The 18,168-nt window shown below is 75.1% G+C and carries 16 protein-coding genes; 6 read left to right on the top strand and 10 right to left on the bottom strand.

All coding sequences use genetic code 11. The features are described from left to right. Positions 1 to 6 precede the first annotated feature (6 nt). Positions 7 to 690: a PilZ domain-containing protein gene (locus BLT39_RS06460; protein ID WP_131801421.1), complete on the top strand. Its 684-nt coding sequence runs from the start codon at positions 7 to 9 to the stop codon at positions 688 to 690. Here the strand turns inward: BLT39_RS06460 and BLT39_RS06455 are convergent. Genes BLT39_RS06455 through BLT39_RS06445 form a run of 3 tightly spaced genes read right to left on the bottom strand, consistent with a single transcriptional unit; the run spans position 657 to position 3,459 of the window. After that, entirely contained in the window at positions 657 to 1,517 is an 861-nt protein-coding gene (locus tag BLT39_RS06455; RefSeq protein WP_207507667.1) for a phosphoribosylaminoimidazolesuccinocarboxamide synthase, read from the bottom strand. The genes BLT39_RS06460 and BLT39_RS06455 overlap by 34 nt on opposite strands. After that, positions 1,514 to 2,821 carry an adenylosuccinate lyase gene (purB, locus tag BLT39_RS06450; RefSeq protein ID WP_091060689.1) on the bottom strand — a complete coding sequence of 436 codons (1,308 nt, stop codon included), beginning with the start codon at positions 2,819 to 2,821 and terminating at the stop codon, positions 1,514 to 1,516. Before purB ends, BLT39_RS06455 begins: the two co-directional genes overlap by 4 nt. Continuing rightward, positions 2,818 to 3,459 (bottom strand): mismatch-specific DNA-glycosylase, encoded by a 642-nt coding sequence (locus tag BLT39_RS06445; protein ID WP_242658209.1) that lies wholly within the window; start codon positions 3,457 to 3,459, stop codon positions 2,818 to 2,820. Before BLT39_RS06445 ends, purB begins: the two co-directional genes overlap by 4 nt. Positions 3,460 to 3,558: 99 nt before the next feature. Between BLT39_RS06445 and BLT39_RS06440 the strand changes: the two genes are divergently transcribed. Next, positions 3,559 to 5,037 carry an AI-2E family transporter gene (locus tag BLT39_RS06440; protein WP_165640176.1) on the top strand — a complete coding sequence of 493 codons (1,479 nt, stop codon included), beginning with the start codon at positions 3,559 to 3,561 and terminating at the stop codon, positions 5,035 to 5,037. A 10-nt stretch (positions 5,038 to 5,047) separates the two neighbouring features. On the opposite strand, the gene purD is transcribed toward BLT39_RS06440, so the two are convergent. Both purD and rsgA read right to left on the bottom strand, forming a co-directional pair. After that, positions 5,048 to 6,319, bottom strand: a complete 1,272-nt coding sequence (purD, locus tag BLT39_RS06435) for a phosphoribosylamine--glycine ligase (RefSeq protein WP_091060685.1) — start codon at positions 6,317 to 6,319, stop codon at positions 5,048 to 5,050. An 11-nt stretch (positions 6,320 to 6,330) separates the two neighbouring features. Next, a complete protein-coding gene (rsgA, locus tag BLT39_RS06430; RefSeq protein ID WP_091060682.1) occupies positions 6,331 to 7,314 on the bottom strand; it encodes a ribosome small subunit-dependent GTPase A in 984 nt (327 codons plus the stop codon). Positions 7,315 to 7,470: 156 nt separating this feature from the next. On the opposite strand from rsgA, the gene BLT39_RS06425 reads away from it, so the two are divergent. Continuing rightward, complete coding sequence (locus BLT39_RS06425; protein ID WP_091060679.1) at positions 7,471 to 8,484, top strand: glycerophosphodiester phosphodiesterase family protein; 1,014 nt, start codon at positions 7,471 to 7,473, stop codon at positions 8,482 to 8,484. Positions 8,485 to 8,569: 85 nt separating this feature from the next. Here BLT39_RS06425 and BLT39_RS06420 read toward each other — a convergent pair whose 3' ends face one another. Continuing rightward, positions 8,570 to 9,439 (bottom strand): DUF559 domain-containing protein, encoded by an 870-nt coding sequence (locus tag BLT39_RS06420; protein ID WP_131801420.1) that lies wholly within the window; start codon positions 9,437 to 9,439, stop codon positions 8,570 to 8,572. Positions 9,440 to 9,586: 147 nt separating this feature from the next. Further along, positions 9,587 to 10,876, bottom strand: coding sequence for an adenylosuccinate synthase (locus BLT39_RS06415; RefSeq protein WP_091060671.1), 1,290 nt, complete (start codon positions 10,874 to 10,876; stop codon positions 9,587 to 9,589). Positions 10,877 to 10,940: 64 nt separating this feature from the next. On the opposite strand from BLT39_RS06415, the gene BLT39_RS06410 reads away from it, so the two are divergent. Beyond that, a complete protein-coding gene (locus tag BLT39_RS06410) occupies positions 10,941 to 11,561 on the top strand; it encodes a hypothetical protein (protein ID WP_091060667.1) in 621 nt (206 codons plus the stop codon). Here the strand turns inward: BLT39_RS06410 and BLT39_RS06405 are convergent. Then, positions 11,552 to 12,793 (bottom strand): MFS transporter, encoded by a 1,242-nt coding sequence (locus tag BLT39_RS06405; RefSeq protein WP_165640175.1) that lies wholly within the window; start codon positions 12,791 to 12,793, stop codon positions 11,552 to 11,554. The genes BLT39_RS06410 and BLT39_RS06405 overlap by 10 nt on opposite strands. Positions 12,794 to 12,871: 78 nt before the next feature. Between BLT39_RS06405 and BLT39_RS06400 the strand changes: the two genes are divergently transcribed. Continuing rightward, on the top strand, positions 12,872 to 13,921 hold the full coding sequence (locus BLT39_RS06400; protein WP_242658208.1) for an ABC transporter permease: 1,050 nt from the start codon (positions 12,872 to 12,874) through the stop codon (positions 13,919 to 13,921). 10 nt (positions 13,922 to 13,931) lie between these two features. Then, positions 13,932 to 14,774, top strand: coding sequence for an ATP-binding cassette domain-containing protein (locus tag BLT39_RS06395; RefSeq protein ID WP_242658207.1), 843 nt, complete (start codon positions 13,932 to 13,934; stop codon positions 14,772 to 14,774). Here BLT39_RS06395 and ppsA read toward each other — a convergent pair. Continuing rightward, positions 14,771 to 17,140 carry a phosphoenolpyruvate synthase gene (gene ppsA, locus BLT39_RS06390; RefSeq protein ID WP_242658206.1) on the bottom strand — a complete coding sequence of 790 codons (2,370 nt, stop codon included), beginning with the start codon at positions 17,138 to 17,140 and terminating at the stop codon, positions 14,771 to 14,773. The genes BLT39_RS06395 and ppsA overlap by 4 nt on opposite strands. Next, complete coding sequence (locus tag BLT39_RS06385; protein ID WP_091060657.1) at positions 17,137 to 18,048, bottom strand: pyruvate, water dikinase regulatory protein; 912 nt, start codon at positions 18,046 to 18,048, stop codon at positions 17,137 to 17,139. The genes ppsA and BLT39_RS06385 overlap by 4 nt, the downstream gene beginning before the upstream one ends. Between the last annotated feature and the right edge of the window lie 120 nt (positions 18,049 to 18,168).

Here is an 18,168-nt window from a genome sequence, read left to right as displayed (position 1 = left end):
GTGGTCGTGGGCACCAACAGCGTGTTCGGCCGCGACCGGCCCGAGCGCGGGTCGTCGCTGCACGTGGTGCTCGACGGCGTCCCGCTGGTGACCACCGCCGGTGCCTCCAGCGAGGTCGAGCTGCTGGCCGAGGTGCCGATGACCCGCTCCGGACGGCGTCCGCGGCTGGCGCTGGGCACCGAGCTGCAGGTGTCGTGGGGGTGGCGGGACAAGGTCCGCACCCGCCCCTACCGGGTCGCCGACGTCGTCTCGACCGTCTCCGGGCACCCGAGCTGGCGGCTGGTGCCGCTGTCCCCGTCGGTCGAGGGCACGCGCCGGGCCGTCCCCCGGCACACCCTCGCGCTGCCCGCCGTCCTCGTGCTCGCCGACGCCCGGTGGTCCGGGCAGACGGTCGACCTCAGCGTCGCCGGCGTCCGGCTGGCGCTCCCGCCGGTCAGCAACGCCGCGGCGGGCGACCTGCCCGAGCCGGGCACGGCCGGCGAGCTGGCGCTGCTGCTGGACGACGAGCGGGTCGCCGTGCCGGTCTCGGTCGTCCGGGCGTCGGTGCTGCCCGACGGCACCCGCGACGTGCGGGTGTTCGTGACCGGCGACCTGGACGAGCAGCGGGTCAAGCTGCGCGACTTCGTGCTCGCCAGCGACCCGGCCGGCGACCCGGGTCAGGCGAAGGGCGAACCGGTCAGCGCCTCGTAGGCGGCGACGTAGCGCTCGCGGGTGGCCGCGACGACGTCCTCGGGGAGCTCGGGCGGCGGGGACTGCCGGTCCCAGCCCGAGGAGGTCAGCCAGTCCCGGACGTACTGCTTGTCGTAGGAGGGCTGCACCGCACCCGGCGCCCAGGTGGCCGCGGGCCAGAACCGGGAGGAGTCGGGGGTCATCACCTCGTCGGCGAGCACCAGGACGTCGCCGTCGGTACCGAACTCGAACTTGGTGTCGGCCAGCACGATCCCGGCCCGCTGCGCGACCTCGTGCCCGCGCCGGTACAGCGCCAGGGTCAGCTCGCGCAGCTGCTCGGCCCGCTGCGCACCGACCAGCTCCACGGTGCGGGCGAAGGAGATGGCCTCGTCGTGCTCCCCCACCTCGGCCTTGGTGGAGGGGGTGAACACCGGCTCCGGCAGCCGCGAGCCCTCGACCAGCCCGGCCGGCAGCTCGACGTCCACGATCGCCCCGGTGCGGCCGTACTCGACCGTGCCCGAGCCGGAGAGGTACCCGCGGGCCACGCACTCGACCGGCTCCATCACCAGCCGGCGGACCAGCATCGCCCGCCCGGCGACCTCGGCGGGGACGTCGTCGGCGCTGACCAGGTGGTGCTGCGCGCCGTGCTCCGCCAGCACCTGCGCGAGCTGGTCGAACCACCACACCGACAGCCGGGTGAGCACCGCGCCCTTGTCCGGGATGGGGGTGGGCAGCACGTGGTCGTAGGCCGAGATCCGGTCCGAGGCCACCAGCAGCAGCCGGTCGTCCCCGGCGTCGTAGACCTCCCGCACCTTGCCGCGGGCGACCAGGGGCAGGTCGAGGGTCACGACAGCGCCGCGAGCCGCTCGAACAGCGGGTCGAGGTTGGCCACGTACCGCTCGGGCCGGCAGATGTCGTCCAGCCGCGCCTCGTCCAGCGCCACGCCCTCGGTGGCGGCCCGGGCGCGCAGCGTCTCGCGGAACGGGGTGCCGGTCTGCCAGGTCTGCATCGCCGCGCCCTGCACCAGCGCGTAGGACTGCTCGCGGCCCATGCCGGCCTCGACCAGCTCCAGCAGGACGGCGGAGGTGTAGATCAGCCCGCCGGTGGAGTCCAGGTTCGCCCGCATCCGCTCGGCGTCGACGACCAGGTTCTCCACCAGGCCGGCGGTGAGGTCGAGCAGGTAGTCCAGGGTGATCGCGGCGTCGGGCAGGAAGACCCGCTCGGTGGAGGAGTGCGAGATGTCGCGCTCGTGCCACAGCGGGATGCCCTCCATGACCGGCACCACCGCGGCCCGCACGACCCGGGCGAGGCCGGCGATCCGCTCGGAGCGGATCGGGTTCTTCTTGTGCGGCATCGCGCTCGAGCCCTTCTGGCCCGACCCGAACGCCTCGGACAGCTCCCGCACCTCGGTCCGCTGGCCGTGCCGGACCTCCAGCGCCACCGCCTCGCACACCGTGGCGAACACCGCGAGCGCCGAGACCCACTCGCTGATGCCGTCGCGCAGCACCACCTGGGTGGAGGCGTCGGCGGCGCGCAGGTCCAGCGCCTCGGCGACGATCCGCTCGACCGAGGGGTCGATGAGCGAGTAGGTGCCCACCGCGCCGGAGATCGCCACGACGCCGACCGCGGTGCGGGCGGTGCGCAGCCGGTCGCGGCAGCGGGCCGCGGCGAAGGCGAGGTCGGCGACCCGGTGGCCCCAGACGTCGGGCTCGGCGTGCACGCCGTGCGTGCGGCCGACCTTGAGCGTGTGCCGGTGGGCCAGGCCGTGGTCGCGCAGCGCGGCGACCAGCCGGTCGGCCTTGGCCAGCAGCACGTCGGTGGCGTCGGTGAGCTGCACGGCCAGGGCGGTGTCCAGCAGGTCCGAGCTGGTCATGCCGTGGTGCACGTAGGCGGCTGCGCTGCGGGGCTCGGTGTTGTCGGCCCACGCGGTGAGGAACGCGATGACGTCGTGCTGCGTGGTCGCCTCGATCTCGGCCACCCGCTCCGGGGTCGGCGGGGGCGCCTGGCGCACCGGCTCGACCACGTCGGCCGGCACCCGGCCGGCCGCCGCGTGCGCTTCCAGCACCAAGGTCTCGACCCGGCACCACAGCGCGTACTTGTGGGCGTCGCTCCAGACCCGGCCCATCTCGGGGAGGGTGTACCGCTCGATCACGCCGGTGATCCTCCCGCACGACCACTTCCCGGCCGCACCCCACCCGACCCGACGCCGGCCGCACGGGCCACCTCGCCGTACGCGGCGGCCAGCGTCTCGACCGTGTCGTGGGCGTTCAGGCCGCTCGGGTTGGGCACCACCCACAGCTGCACGCCGTCGGGCCAGCCGGCCGGGAGGACGTCCTGCCGCCCGGTCCGGGCCCGAGGGACGCCGAAGGCCTGCCGGAAGGCCGTCACCCCGGCGACGGCGACCACGGCCGGACGGCGCTCGGTGACCAGCCGCACCAGCCGGGCCCCGCCGTCCCGCAGCTCCGCGGCCGTCAGCTCGTCGGCCCGGGCGGTGGCCCGGCGGACGAGGTTGGTGATCCCGATGCCCGCGCCGGTGAAGCGTGCCCGGTCGGCGTCGGTCATCCCGGCCCCGGCGTCGACCGGCTCGGTCAGGACGCCGGCCCGCAGCAGGGCCGGGTAGAACCGGTTGCCCGGCCGGGCGAAGTGGGTCTGCACCGCCGCGGTCCACAGCCCGGGGTTGATGCCGACGAACAGCAGCCGGACCCGGCCCGGTGGCAGCAGGTCGGGGACCTCGGCGCCGGCGAAGGCCAGCAGCTCCGAACGGGTGAACCGCATCTCGTCCCCGATCATGGGTGTAGTCGTCAACCACGGCGGGCATCCTGGACCGGACGCGCGGCGTGGCGGGTCCATCCTGCTTCGCCCACGCACCCGTCCGTCCTGGAGGTCCACGTGCTCGACCGCACCTCATCGCGGGCGACGTCCCTGGTGCGCCGCGCCCGCGAGCGCATCCGCGCCGCCGGCGAGCACGACCCGCACGCCTGGCCCGAGGGCACCGTGCTGGTGCTGGAGGACGGCTCCCGCGCCGTCGTCGAGCACGTCGAGGACCCGGCGCAGCCGCAGCCGCCGGCGGTCGACCGCACCGAGGACGGCCCCCGCCCCGCCGACGCCCACCCCGCGGGGTCCCCCGACCCGGCCGCGCCCGACAGCGACGTCGCCGACGGCGTCAGCGGTCCCCCCCGGCCCGGCGGCCCCCCGCCGGTCCCGCAGCACCGGGACCGCTCGACCGGCAGCCTGCTGGCCAGCGAGCACCCCCGCAACGCCTCCGACGAGGTGCCCAACGGCCTCCGGATCGCCGCGGCGTGGTCCTGGCGGGCCGTCGCCATCGGCGTCGCGCTGTACCTGGTGCTCATGGGCCTGGCCTACGTCGCCGTCGTGGCGGTGCCGGTCATCGTCGCGCTGCTGCTCGCCGCCCTGCTGCAGCCCGGCGCGGCCTTCCTCGTCCGGCACGGCTGGCCGAAGTCGCTGGCCGCGCTGCTCATGCTGCTGGTCGGGCTCGGCGTGGTCGCCGGGATCGTCACGCTGGTGGTCGAGCAGTTCGCCGCCGGCTACGACGACCTGGCCAGCCAGGTCGGACAGGGCCTCACCCAGATCCAGGACTTCGTGGTCCAGACGTTCCCGGTCACCCAGGGCGACCTCAACGACCTGCTCGCCAACGCCAGCACCAGCATCCAGCAGGCGCTGATGGACAACCGGGAGACCCTGACCGCCGGGGCGCTGACCACCGCAGCCACGCTCGGCGAGGTGCTCACCGGCATCGTGCTGGCCCTGTTCACGCTGTTCTTCTTCCTCATGGACGGCCGCGAGATCTGGCTGTGGCTGGTCGGGCTCACCCCGCCCAACTCGCAGGCCTACATCGACGAGGCCGCCCGCCGGTCCTGGCGGACGCTGATCTCCTACGTCCGGGCGACCGCCGCGGTGGCCGCCTTCGACGCGGTGTTCATCGGCATCGGGCTGACCTTCCTGGGCACGCCGCTGGTGGTGCCGCTGGCCGCGCTGGTGTTCCTCGGCGCGTTCATCCCGATTATCGGGTCGTTCCTCGCGGGCTCGGTGGCCGTGCTGGTCACCCTGGTGGCGGTCGGCCCGGTGAAGGCGCTGATCGCGCTGGGCATCATCGTGCTGATCATGCAGCTGGAGGGCCACGTGCTGCAGCCGCTGCTGCTCGGCCGGGCCGTGTCGGTGCACCCGCTCGCGGTGGTGCTGGCGATCGCCGCCGGGCTGCTGGTCGCCGGCATCTTCGGCGCGCTGATCGCCGTCCCGGTGATCGCCTGCGCGAACGTGGCCGGCACCTACCTCTCGCGCCGGCACCAGGGCCCGCGGCCGCCGACGCCGGACACCCGCCGCGCCCGCGCCGCCGTCCGGGCCTCCTAGGCGGCGCCCGTCAGACGGTGATGCGGCCCTCGAGGGCGGCCAGGCCGATGTCGGTGCGCCAGTGCGCGCCCTCGAGCCGGACGCCGGCGACCCGCTCGTAGGCCACCCGGCGGGCGTCGGCCAGGTCGGCGCCGACCGCGGTCACCGCCAGCACCCGCCCGCCGGCGCTGTGCACGGAGCCGTCGGCGGCGGTGCGGGTGCCCGCGTGCAGCACGCCCTCGCCGTCGGCGCCGGTGATCGGTGACCCGGTGCGCGGGGACTCCGGGTAGCCCGGCGCCGCCACGACGACCACCACCGCCGCGCCGTCGGCCCACTCCAGGGGCGGGTGGTCGGCCAGCGTCCCCGTGGCCGCGGCGTGCAGCAGCCCGGCCAGCGGGGTGCGCAGCAGCGGCAGCACGACCTCGGTCTCGGGGTCGCCGAAGCGGGCGTTGAACTCCACCACCCGCACCCCGCGCGAGGTGAGCGCGAGGCCGGCGTAGAGCAGGCCGCTGAACGGCTCGCCGCGGCGGGCCATCTCGTCCACCGTCGGCTGCAGCACCCGGGTGAGCACCTCGTCGACCAGGCCGTCGGGCGCCCAGGGCAGCGGGGCGTAGGCACCCATGCCGCCGGTGTTGGGGCCGCCGTCGCCGTCGTCGCGGCGCTTGTGGTCCTGGGCGGGCAGCAGCGGGAGCACCGTCGTCCCGTCGGTGACGGCGAACAGCGACACCTCGGGGCCGTCGAGGTACTCCTCGACCAGCACCGGGTGGCCACCCTCGAGCACCGCGAGCCCGTGGGCCAGGGCAGCGTCCCGGTCGGCGGTGACGACGACGCCCTTGCCGGCGGCCAGGCCGTCGTCCTTGACCACGTAGGGGCTGCCGGGGGCGTTGAGCGCGGCGACCTCGTCCAGCGCGGTGTGCAGCTCGGCCTCGGTGCCGACCGGCCAGGCCTGCGCCGTGGGGACGCCGGCGGCGGTCATCACGTGCTTGGCGAAGGCCTTGGAGCCCTCGATCTGCGCGGCCTGGGCGCCGGGCCCGAAGCAGGCCACCCCGGCCTCGCGGACGGCGTCGGCCACGCCCGCGACCAGCGGCAGCTCGGGCCCGACGACGACCAGGTCCGCCGACCACCCGGTGGCCAGCGCGGCGACGGCGGCGGGGTCGGCCGCGGCGACGGGGTGGGCCTCGGCGACCGCGGCGGTGCCGGCGTTGCCCGGGGCGCAGGCCAGCGCCGTGACGGCGGGGTCGGCCCGCAGGGCGACGCACAGGGCGTGCTCCCGGGCTCCGGAACCGATGACGAGCACGCGCATGGGCCCGGACGCTACCGGGACCGCTGCGCCCTCCCCCGCGCCCGTCGGCGCTCGGCCCGCCGCAGGCCGGTCCGCTCGGCCTCGGCCTGCAGCTTCCGCCAGGCCCGGTAGCGGGCCGGGTCCAGCCGGCCGTCGTCGACGGCGGCGCCCAGCGCGCAGCCGGGTTCACCGGCGTGGGCGCAGTCGCGGAACCGGCAGCCGGTGAGCAGGTCGGTCACGTCGGCGAACGCTGCGGCCAGGCCTTCGTCGTCGGCCAGCTCCAGCTCGCGCAGGCCCGGGGTGTCCACCAGCAGGGCGCCGCCGGGCAGCACGTGCAGCTGCGCCGCGGTGGTGGTGTGCCGGCCGCGTCCGTCGCCCCGGACCTCGGTGGTGGTCGCCGCCTCGTGGCCGGCGAGCGCGTTGAGCAGGGTGGACTTCCCGACCCCGGAGGGACCGACCACCGCGCACGTCGTCCCCGGGGCCAGCCGGGCGCGCAGGTCGGCCAGCCCCGCCCCGGTGTGCGCGCTGACGGCCAGCACGTCGACGCCGACCGCGTCCTCGGCCACCTGCGCGACGGCCGCCTCGACGTCCGCGCACGCGTCGGCCTTGGTGAGCACCACCAGCGGGACGGCGCCGCTGCCCCACGCCATGGCCAGGAAGCGCTCGACGCGGCGGACCCGGGCGTGCTCGACGAGGGTGTCCACGACCAGGACGAGGTCGAGGTTGGCGGCCAGCACCTGGGCCGCCGACGTCCGGCCGGCGACCGTGCGGGTCAGCGCCGTGCGCCGGGGCAGCACCTCGGCGACCCGCTCGCCGACGACCGCGACCCAGTCGCCGACCGCGGGGGCGGCGCCGTCCCGCAGGCGCTGGTCGGGCGGCAGCCGGGCCGGGCCCTCGGCGGTGACGACGGTGAGCAGGCCGCGGTCCACCCGGACGACGCGGCCCAGCCGGGCACCGGACGGCGGCGCCGGCGCGGCGGCGCCCCAGGCGGGGACCTGCGGGTGGAGGACGGCCACACCGCCATGCTCCGCACCCCGTCGACCCGTTTTCGGCGGTGACGCTGGCCACAACAGGGTTGCGAACCCCCTGGTCAGGCCGAAGTAGCTGACATGACAGAAGATTGTCAGGTGCAGTTCGCCATCGGTACACCTGGCGAGGGTGTTCTGGACGGCATGCACGAGACCGGTCTGGCGACCGTCCCTGCCACCGCTGCGCGCCTGCGCGCCCGGCGTCCGGTGGTCATCGGGCACCGCGGCGCCGCCGCCCACCGGCCCGAGCACACCCGCGCCGGCTACGAGCTGGCCGCCGACCTCGGCGCCGACCGGGTCGAGCCCGACGTCGTGGTCAGCCGTGATGGCGTGCTCGTCGTCCGGCACGAGAACGAGCTGTCGCTGTCCACCGACGTCGCCGCGCACCCGCGGTTCGCCAGCCGCCACCGCACCCAGGAGGTCGCCGGCGAGGAGGTCACCGGCTGGTTCGTGGAGGACTTCACGCTGGCCGAGCTGCGCACGCTGCGGGCCGTGGAGCGCTGGCCGCACCTGCGCCCGGGCGGCACCCTGCACGAGGGCACCGTGCTCACCCTCGCCGAGGTCGTCGAGATCGCCCGCGCGCGCGGCATGGGCGTGCAGGCCGAGCTGAAGAACCCGACCTGGTCAGCCTCGGTCGGGCTGCCGCTGGTCGAGCTGGCCTGCGCCGAGGTCGGCGCCGCCCCCGACGTGGTGTGGCAGAGCTTCGACGTGGTGGGCATGCAGCAGCTGCGCGCCCGGCTGGGCGCCGCGGCGTCGGTGGTGCAGCTGATCGGCGACGAGGCCGCGCACGACCACCTGGTCACCCCCGCCGGCCTGCGCGGGATCAGCACCTACGCCGGTGGCATCGGGCCCTCCAAGCACCGCATCCTGCAGCGCGACCGGCACGGCACCCTGGTCGGCGTCTCGGACCTGGTCGCCCAGGCGCACCGGGCCGGCCTCACGGTGGCGCCGTACACGGTGCGCGCCGAGAACGCCTTCCTGCCGCTGCACCTGCGCCGGGGCACCGACCCGGCCGGGCTGGGCGACGCCGGCACCGAGGCGCGCCTGCTGCTGGCGCTGGGTGTGGACGGGCTGATCACCGACAACCCGGAGATCGCCGTCCGCGAGCGCGCCGCCCTGGCCGCCCCCGCCCTGGCCCCCGTCCGCCCCCGCTCGTAACCGGCCCGCTCGACCCCGCCGCTCGACTGCGGGGTTCTCGGGGTTCTGCGGGCGCCCTCGACCCCGCGAACCCCGATCTCGAGGGTCAGGCCGCGAGCAGCGCGCGCAGCCGCGCGACCAGCGCCGCGGGGTCGTGCAGATCGGCCGCCGTCACGTGCAGCACGCGCCACCCGGCCGCCTGCAGGGCGTTCAGCCGACGCCGGTCCCGGGAGAACTGCCCGCGCTCGGCGTGCCAGAGGCCGTCGTACTCGACGGCCACCCGCTGCTCGGGGAACGCGAGGTCGACCCGGGCGACGAACCGCCCCTGCGCGTCGAGCACGACGTGCTGACTGACCGGTCGCAAGCCCGCCGCCCACATCAGCAGGCGCAGCCGGGACTCCTGCGGGGACTCGGCGCGGCGGTCGACCCGGGTCAGGGCCTCGCGCGCACCGGCGCACCCGCGGCCGGAACCCACGACCCGCCAGACCTCGGAGACCAGCACCCCGGTGCGGGCCAGCAACGGGTCGAGCACGGGCACGGTCTCCGCCGGCGGCCCCGACCGGGCGATGTCCGCGGCGGTGCGGACCGCCGACGTGACCCGCCGACGGCCGATCCGGACGACGTCCCCGGCCACCAACCGGGCGTGCCGGATGCGGACGCCGGCCACCGGTCCCCACCGCGCGCCGGGAGGCACCACGACCTCGACCGGGTGCGCCTCCTCCCAGGCCGTGTCCACGCCGAGCAGCCAGGCGGCGGTGCGCCCGGCGAAGACCACGGCCGGCGGGGCCACCAGCTCGACCGCGCGCAGCCGGTGCTCGGGGTGCGGCGCCAGCGCGGCGTCCACGTAGACACCGCGCAGGAGCCGCCGCCACGCGGAGGACCGCAGCTGCTCCCGCGTCAGGACCCCGGCCCGCACCGCGTCGGCGCCCAGGAACACCTGACCGACGAGGCCTGCAGGTCGGGAGGGCGGGCGCACGGGGAGCAGCCTGCCCCGGACGCCGCGATGGACGGCCCGTTGTCCACAGGCGACCGACGAGAACGGGGTTCGCGGGGTTGCGGCTCGTGCCTGGACCCCGCGAACCCCGTTCTCGTCGCGCGCCGCCACGCGCGGGAAGGGCGGGGGTCAGTCGAGGAGGTCGCGGATGAGGATGTTCTCGTCGCGGCCGGGGCCGACGCCGATGACGCTGACCCGCGCGCCCGACAGCTCCTCGAGCCGCTTCACGTACGCCTGCGCGTTCGCGGGGAGCTCCTCGAAGGTGCGGCAGTGCGTGATGTCCTCGAACCAGCCCGGCATCTCCTCGTACACCGGGGTGGCGTGGTGCACGTCGGTCTGGGTCATCGGCATCTCGTCGTGCCGGACGCCGTCGACCTCGTAGGCCACGCAGATCGGCACCGTCTCCAGGCCGGACAGGACGTCGAGCTTGGTGAGGAAGTAGTCGGTGATGCCGTTGACCCGCGAGGCGTAGCGGGCGATGACGGCGTCGAACCAGCCGCAGCGCCGGTCGCGGCCGGTGGTCACGCCCACCTCGCCGCCCTGCTTGCGCAGGTACTCGCCGTTGGCGTCGAACAGCTCGGTCGGGAAGGGACCCGAGCCCACCCGGGTGGTGTAGGCCTTGAGGATCCCGACCACGCGCTCGATGCGGGTGGGCCCGATGCCCGAGCCGGCCGAGGCGCCGCCGGCGGTCGGGTTCGACGAGGTGACGAAGGGATACGTGCCGTGGTCGACGTCGAGCAGGGTGCCCTGCGAGCCCTCCAGCAGCACCCACTCGTCGCGGTCGAGGGCGTTGCCCAGCAGCAGCCGGGTGTCGGCGATGCGGTGCTTGAGCTGCTCGGCGTAGCCGGCGTACTCCTCCACCACCTCGTCGACGTCGATGGCCTTGCGGTTGTAGACCTTGACCAGGATCTGGTTCTTCTCCCGCAGCACCGCCTCGAGCTTCTGCCGGAGGATGCCGAGGTCGAGCAGGTCCTGCGCGCGGATGCCGACGCGGGCGACCTTGTCCCCGTAGGCCGGGCCGATGCCGCGCCCCGTCGTCCCGATCTTGGACTTGCCCAGGAACCGCTCGGTGACCCGGTCCAGCGCGCGGTGGTGCGGCATGATCAGGTGCGCGTCGCTGGAGATGACCAGGCGCGAGGTGTCCACGCCGCGCTCCTCGAGGCCGGCGAGCTCGCCGATGAGGACCTGCGGGTCGACCACGACGCCGTTGCCGATGACCGGCGTGCAGCCCGGCGTCAGGATCCCCGACGGGATCAGGTGCAGCGCGTACCGCTCGCCGTCCGGGGTGATCACGGTGTGCCCGGCGTTGTTCCCGCCCTGGTAGCGGACGACGTAGGGCACCCGGCCGCCGAGGATGTCGGTGGCCTTCCCCTTGCCCTCGTCGCCCCACTGGGCACCGATCAGCACGACTGCCGGCATCGGGCCGTTCTCCTTCGCGTCAGCATCCGGAGGGTCCCCGGCTGGCAGGTGGCAGGGTATCGCTGTGAGCACCGCCCGGTTCGACCTGCGGGGGCTGGCGCCCGGCCAGGGTCCCTCCCGCCGGCACGTCGCGTCGGTCGTCGACGCCGTGGACGACGCCGTGGTGGTGCAGGGTCCGGTGCAGGCGCTGGCCGCCGTCCTGGCCCGGTTGTGGAAGAGCGACCGCCTGCCCGCGGTGACCGTCGGCTGGGAGCCCGTGGACGGCGACGCCGACTGCCGCGACCTGGCCCGCGACCTGGGCCTGGGCACCGGGTCGGTGCGGGAGCTGCCGCTGGTGCGCGACGACCACGGCGGGGTGCTGCTGCACCACGGCCGGATCGAGTCCGCCGCGCCCGGGCGCGCCCTGGCCCGCCGGTTCGGCGCGCAGGCCCACCACGACGCGGAGAAGGTCGCCGACGGCGACATCACCCGCATCGAGGTCCGGCCGAGGTGGGACGTCGCGGACCAGATCGCGGTCGCCGTCGTCACCGTGCCGCTGCGCCGACCGGGCCGGACGACGGGGCGTGCGCTGCAGGTGGCCTGCGACCCGGCGCGGGTGCTCCGCGACGGGGTGGCCGTCGACCGCGAGGTGCAGCGCTGGACCTGGTACGCCGACGACCGGGTGCGCTGGCGCCTTCAGCCCTGAGGCCCGGTCTCCACGACGGGCACCAGCGCGGGCGCGGTGGTGGCCCCGGCCGCCCGCAGCGCCCACCGGCCGGGCCCGAGCAGCACGCCGCCGAGCACCAGCCCGACGCCCCCGAGCACCAGGATCGGCACGCCGCCGCGCAGCGCGTCCCCGCTGACCAGCGCCAGCACCGTCGGGACGACGAACCCGGCGTACACCGGCAGGTAGAAGGCGCTCAGCAGCGCGCCGCGGCGGTCCGGCGGGGCGACCCGGTCGCAGACCGCGACGCCGGAGGTCATGCCGAGCCCCTCCCCCAGCCCGATGAGCAGGCAGGCGGGCAGCACCCACGGCCACCCGCCGGGCTGCACGGCGAGGTACCCCAGCCCGCAGCCGGCCGCGGCGAGCACGGCGGCCAGCGGCCCCGACACCACCGGCCCGAGCCTGGTCGCCAGCGGCGTGACCAGCGCGGCACTGCCCTGCACCAGCAGCGCCGACACCCCGACCAGGGCGAACACCGCCCCGAACCCCGCCTCGGCGACCAGCAGCGGGAAGACGGTCAGCGACAGGACGGCGTAGGTGTAGACGGTCAGCCCCACCGGCAGCAGGTAGGCCCAGAACGCCCGCCGCGCGACCGGGGGGACGCCGAGGGCCAGCCGGCCGGGACGGCGCTCGGTCACCGTCTCGGGCACCCCGCGCAGACCCAGCACCCCGACCAGCAGGAGGACCGCCGCGGGCGCCAGCGCGACCAGCTGCGGCGCCGGACCCCACTGCACGAGCAGGCCGGCGACCAGCGGTCCGGCGGCGAACCCGGCGGCCATCGCGGCGCTGGCGACCGCCGCGGCGCGGCGCACCCGGCCGGGCGCGCCGGCGTCGGTGCCCCCGGACAGCTCGCGCAGCCACACGGTGCCGACGGTGAACACCGCGCCGCTGGCCAGGCCCTGCGCCACCCGGCCGACGGCGAGGAACCACACGCCCCCGACGTCGGCGGCGACCAGCACGAGCGTGCAGACCAGCGCCGCGAGCACCCCACCGACGACGACCCGGCGGCGGCCGTCCCGGTCCGACAGCGGGCCGGCCAGCAGCAGCGAGGGGACCAGGCCGACCGCGTAGGCGGCGAAGAACAGGGTGAGGGTCAGCGCCCCGAGGTCGAGCCGGTCGGCGTAGTGCAGCAGGAGCGGGGACGGCGACTGCGTGCTGACCGCGGTGGCGAACAGCGCGACCAGCAGCCGGCGGCGCTGCCGGACGGGGTCCACCTCAGCACCGTAGGGGACACTGGGTTCCTGCACCCCCGAGGAGGCCCCCCTGCCGCCGACCGTCGCCCGTCGCCCGTGGTGACCGCTGCCCAGCGCCCGGTGTTCGGGGTGCCGGACCGGCGCCCGCCGTCCCGGTGGCGCCGGCTGCTGACCCGGCCGAGCACCCCCGCGCTGGCCGGCGTCGTCGTGGCCCTGGTCGTGTTCGGCGTGCAGGCGCCGCAGCTGCTCGGCGCGGGCGGCTGGGCCTCGGTCCTGGACGCGAGCGCGCTGATCGGGATCGGGGCGGTGGCCATCACGCTGCTGCTGGTGGCCGGGCAGTTCGACGTCTCGATCGGCGTCCTGTCGGTGGCCAGCAGCGTCACCACGGGGCTGCTGGTGACCGAGGCCGGGTGGGGTCTGTGGCCGTCGCTGGCGGTGTCCCTGCTCGCCGCGCTGGCCGTCGGCACGGTGAACGGGCTGCTGGTGGTGGTCACCGGGCTGCCGAGCTTCCTGGTCACGCTGGCCACGTTCCTGGTGCTGCAGGGCGGCACGCTGGTGGTCGCGCAGACGGTGGCCGGGACGTCGCTGGTCGACGGCGTGGAGGGCGCACCCGGCTGGACGTCGGTCGACGCGGTCTTCGGGTCGGTGCTCACGCTGGGCGACGGGCGGTTCCGGGTCGACGTCCTGTGGTGGGTCGCGGCGGTGCTGCTGGCCGGCTGGCTGCTGCGCCGCACCCGGTTCGGCAACGCCGTCTACGCCCTGGGCGGGTCGCGCCGGGCGGCGCGCGAGCTGGGCGTGCCCACCGCCTGGACGACGGTCGCGCTGTACCTGCTCACCGCGACGGCGGCCTGGCTGCTCGGCACGCTCGCGCTGGTCCGCCAGGGCGGGGTGCCGGTGGCGCCGGGCTTCGGGGCCGAGATCGAGTACCTGGTGGTCGCGGTGATCGGCGGCTGCCTGCTCGGCGGGGGCTACGGCTCGGCGGTGGGCGCCGCCGCGGGCGCGCTGCTCTACGGCACGGTGCGCACCGGCATCGGGGTGGCCGGCTGGCCGCCGCAGGCCTTCCAGGTGGTGCTCGGCGTGCTGCTGGTGGTCGCGCTGCTGGCCAACGGCGTGGCCCGCCGCCGGCTGATCGCGGTGCCGCGCTCGTGAGCGGGCCGTCGTGAGCGTTCAGGAGGCGCTGCCCTTCCCCGAGCCGGACGGCGCGCCCGTCCTGCCGCCGGTCTCGGCCGCGCCGGCGCTGGAGCTGCGCGGCGTGACGGTGCGCTACGGCCAGGTGCCCGCGCTGGACCGCGCCTCGCTGCGGCTGGTCCCGGGCACGGTGACCTGCCTGCTGGGCGAGAACGGGGCGGGCAAGTCCACGGTGGTGCAGGTGGTGTCCGGGGTGCGGCGGCACGACGAGGGCGAGCTGCTCGTCGACGGGAGGCCGGTGCGGTTCCGGCGTCCGCGGCAGGCCCGGGCGCGGGGCATCGCCACGATCTGGCAGGACCTGGCCGTCGTCCCGCTGATGACGGTGTGGCGCAACTTCTGGCTGGGCGACGAGCCCACCCGCGGGGTCTGGCCGTTCCGCCGGATCGACCTGGACGCCGCCCGCGAGGGGGCGGCGCGCGCCCTGGAGCGGGTCGGGCTGCCGGGGCTCAACGTCAACCAGCCGGCCGCGGCGCTGCAGCAGGGCCAGCGGCACAGCCTGGCGGTGGCCCGGGCGGTGCACTTCGGCGCCCGGGTGCTGGTGGTCGACGAGCCGGCCGCGCCGCTGACCGTGGCGCAGCACGCGCTCGTGCTGCGCACCGTGGTCGCGGCCCGGGACGCCGGGGTGGCCGTGCTCTTCGTGACGTCGATGCCGAGCTACGCGCACCTGGTGGGCGACCGGTTCGTGCTGCTGGCCGGCGGCCGGGTGGCCGCCGACCTGACCCGCGAGGACGTCGACGTCGAGGGCCTGACCCAGCTGATGAGCGGTGGCGAGGCCCTCGCCACCCTCACCGCCGAGCTGCGCCGGGGCCGCTAGCCCTTCTCCTCGCCCGCGATCGCCAGCCAGGTGTCGACCACGGTGTCGGGGTTCAGCGACATGGACTCGATGCCCTGCTCCACCAGCCACTGGGCCAGGTCGGGGTGGTCGGAGGGGCCCTGGCCGCAGATGCCGACGTACTTCCCCCGCGCGGTGCAGGCCTGGATGGCCATCTCGAGCACCTTGAGGACGGCGGGGTTGCGCTCGTCGAAGGTCGCGGCGACCAGGGAGCTGTCGCGGTCCAGGCCGAGGACGAGCTGGGTCATGTCGTTGGAGCCGATGGAGAACCCGTCCACGTGGTCGAGGAACTGGTCGGCGAGCAGGGCGTTGGACGGCAGCTCGCACATCATCACGACCGACAGGTCGTTCTCCCCGCGGACCAGGCCGTGGGAGGCCAGCAGCTCGACGACGCCCTCGATCTCGGCGACGGTCCGCACGAACGGGATCATGATCTTGACGTTGGTCAGGCCCATGTCGTCGCGCACGTGCTTGAGCGCCGCGCACTCCATCGCGAAGCACTCGGCGAAGTCCTCCGACAGGTACCGGGAGGCACCCCGGTAACCGATCATCGGGTTCTCCTCGTCCGGCTCGTAGGCCTCCCCGCCCAGCAGGTTGGCGTACTCGTTGGACTTGAAGTCGCTCATCCGCACGATCACCGGCTCCGGGGCGAACGCCGCCGCGATCATCGAGATGCCCTCGGCGACCCGCTGCACGAAGTAGTCCCGGGGGCTGGGGTAGGCCGCGATCTGCTCGGCGACCTCCTCCTTCAGCCGGCCCTCGAGGGTGTCGAAGTCCAGCAGGGCGCGGGGGTGGATGCCGATCTGGCGGTTGATGATGAACTCCAGCCGGGCCAGCCCCACGCCCTTGTTCGGCAGGCGGGAGAACGCGAAGGCCTGCTCCGGCGTCCCCACGTTCATCATGATCTTGGTGGGGATGTCGGGCATCTCGTCCAGCTTGGTCTCGCTGACGTCGAAGTCGACCAGGCCCTCGTAGACGTTGCCGACGTCGCCCTCGGCGCAGGACACGGTGACCTCGCGGCCGTCCTCGAGCACCTTCGTAGCGTTCCCGGTGCCGACCACGGCCGGGATGCCCAGCTCGCGGGCGATGATCGCCGCGTGGCAGGTGCGGCCGCCGCGGTTGGTCACGATCGCCGAGGCGCGCTTCATGATCGGCTCCCAGTCGGGGTCGGTCATGTCGGCGACCAGGACGTCGCCGCGCTCGAAGTCGGCCATCTGGTCGATGTCGGAGAGCACCTTGACCGCGCCGGCACCGATCTTCTGCCCGATGGCCCGGCCCTCGACCACCACCTCACCGGTGCCGGTCAGCGTGAAGCGCTCCAGGGTCGACCCCGCCCGCGACACCACGGTCTCCGGGCGGGCCTGCAGCACGTAGAGCTCGCCGTCGACGCCGTCCTTGCCCCACTCGATGTCCATCGGGCGCCCGTAGTGCTCCTCGATGGTCACCGCGTACCGGGCGAGGGTCAGCACGTCCTCGTCGGTCAGGGAGAGCAGCCGGGACTCGGCCTCGTCGACGTCCACGAACTCCGTCGTCCGGCCCACCGTCGCATCCGAGGTGTAGACCATCTTGGTGGCCTTGCCGCCCACCCCGCGCTTGAGGATGGCGGCCTTGCCGGCCTTCATGGCGGGCTTGTAGACGTAGAACTCGTCGGGGTTGACCGCCCCCTGAACGACGCCCTCGCCCAGGCCGAAGGCGCTGGTGATGAACACGGCGTCGGGGAAGCCGGACTCGGTGTCCATGGTGAACATGACGCCCGACGAGCCAATGTCCGAGCGGACCATCCGCTGCACGCCGGCCGACAGCGCGACGGCGTCGTGGGCGAACCCGTGGTGCACCCGGTAGGCGATGGCCCGGTCGTTGTAGAGGCTGGCGTACACCTCGCGGATCGCGGTCAGCACGCTGTCGATGCCGCGGACGTTGAGGAAGGTCTCCTGCTGGCCGGCGAACGAGGCGTCGGGCAGGTCCTCGGCGGTGGCGCTCGACCGGACGGCGAAGGACAGCTCGGCGTCGGAGGCCAGCTGCTGGTAGGCCGAGCGGATGTCGGCCTCCAGCTCCTGCGGGAAGGGCTGGTCGACCATCCAGCCGCGGATCTCCTTGCCCGCCGCCGCGAGCGCCCGTACGTCGTCGACGTCCAGGCTGGCCAGCTTCTCGCTGATCCGCTCCGCCAGCCCGGTGTCGCCCAGGAACGACCGGTAGGCGTGCGCCGTCGTGGCGAACCCGTCGGGCACCTTCACCCCGGCGTCGGCCAGGTTGGAGATCATCTCCCCGAGCGAGGAGTTCTTGCCCCCGACCTCCTCCAGGTCGGCCATCCCCAGCTCGGCGAACCAGCGGACGTTCTCGGTGCTCACGGATTTCCTCCAGGGGTGCCGGACGCCGGTCGGCGGGTGCCGGGGCGGGTGCGCTTGAGGGTCTGCAGGACGACGGCGGCGATCTCCTCGACCGACGAGCTCGAGGTGTCGATCGTGGGCAGCCGGTGCCGGTCGTACATCGCCGCGGCCTGGCGCAGCTCGAAGCGGCACTGCGCCTCGGAGGCGTACCGCGAGTTCGGCCGGCGCTCCTGGCGGACCCGGGCCAGCCGGGTGACCGTGGTGGACAGCCCGAAGCACTTGGCCGCGTGCTCCCGCACCGGCCGGGGCAGGTCGGTGCTCTCCAGGTCCTCGTCGACCAGCGGGTAGTTGGCGACGAACAGGCCGTGCTGCAGGGCCAGGTACATGGCGGTGGGCGTCTTCCCGCAGCGCGAGGGCGCCAGCAGGATGACGTCGGCCCGCTCGATGGCCCGGAAGGTCTGGCCGTCGTCGTGCTCGATGGCGAACTCCACGGCGGCCATCCGGTCGTTGTAGCGGCGGACGTCGCCCACCCCGTGCAGCCGCCGGGCCTCGCGCAGACCGCGGACGCCGAGCAGCTCCTCGACCCGGGCCATGTGCATGCCGAACAGGTCGATGACCGGGGCCGTGGTGCGGAAGAGCTCGGCGCGCACCTCGTCGACGACGGCGGTGCAGAAGACCAGCGGCGCCGCCGCCGTGCCGGCCCGCGCTGCCGCCATGGCCTCGTCGAGCTGGGCGACGACCTCGCGGGCCATCTCCACCGTGGCGATGAAGGGCACCAGGGTGCGGTCGAAGCTCAGCTCCGGGAACTGGATCAGCAGCGCGTTGCCCATGATCTCGGCGCTGATGCCCGTGGAGTCGGACAGGAAGAAGACCGGGACGACGGTGCGGTCGTCCGGCGCGCCCACCGGAGGCAGAGCTGCGTTGCTCATCCCGCGCATCGTGCCACGGGATGTCGCGGCACAGAAGTGTCAACCGTCAGAACATATGTGCAGACCTGCTGGTGCGGTGTCCGGTTACCTTGCGTCCATCCGGTCACCGCGCAGCGATCC

The sequence above is a fragment of the Klenkia brasiliensis genome (assembly GCF_900100695.1).
Taxonomy (GTDB): Bacteria; Actinomycetota; Actinomycetes; order Mycobacteriales; family Geodermatophilaceae; genus Klenkia; species Klenkia brasiliensis.
The sequence above is the reverse complement of the archived record's forward strand: the minus strand, read 5'-3'. Positions and strand labels throughout refer to the sequence as shown.

Coding starts and splice junctions, on each gene's coding strand:
- BLT39_RS06425 (WP_091060679.1), top strand. CDS start 7,471: ATGCACGAGACCGGTCTGGCGACCGTCCCTGCCACCGCTGCGCGCCTG.
- purD (WP_091060685.1), bottom strand. CDS start 6,319: ATGCGCGTGCTCGTCATCGGTTCCGGAGCCCGGGAGCACGCCCTGTGC.
- BLT39_RS06385 (WP_091060657.1), bottom strand. CDS start 18,048: ATGAGCAACGCAGCTCTGCCTCCGGTGGGCGCGCCGGACGACCGCACC.
- BLT39_RS06445 (WP_242658209.1), bottom strand. CDS start 3,459: ATGATCGGGGACGAGATGCGGTTCACCCGTTCGGAGCTGCTGGCCTTC.
- BLT39_RS06415 (WP_091060671.1), bottom strand. CDS start 10,876: ATGCCGGCAGTCGTGCTGATCGGTGCCCAGTGGGGCGACGAGGGCAAG.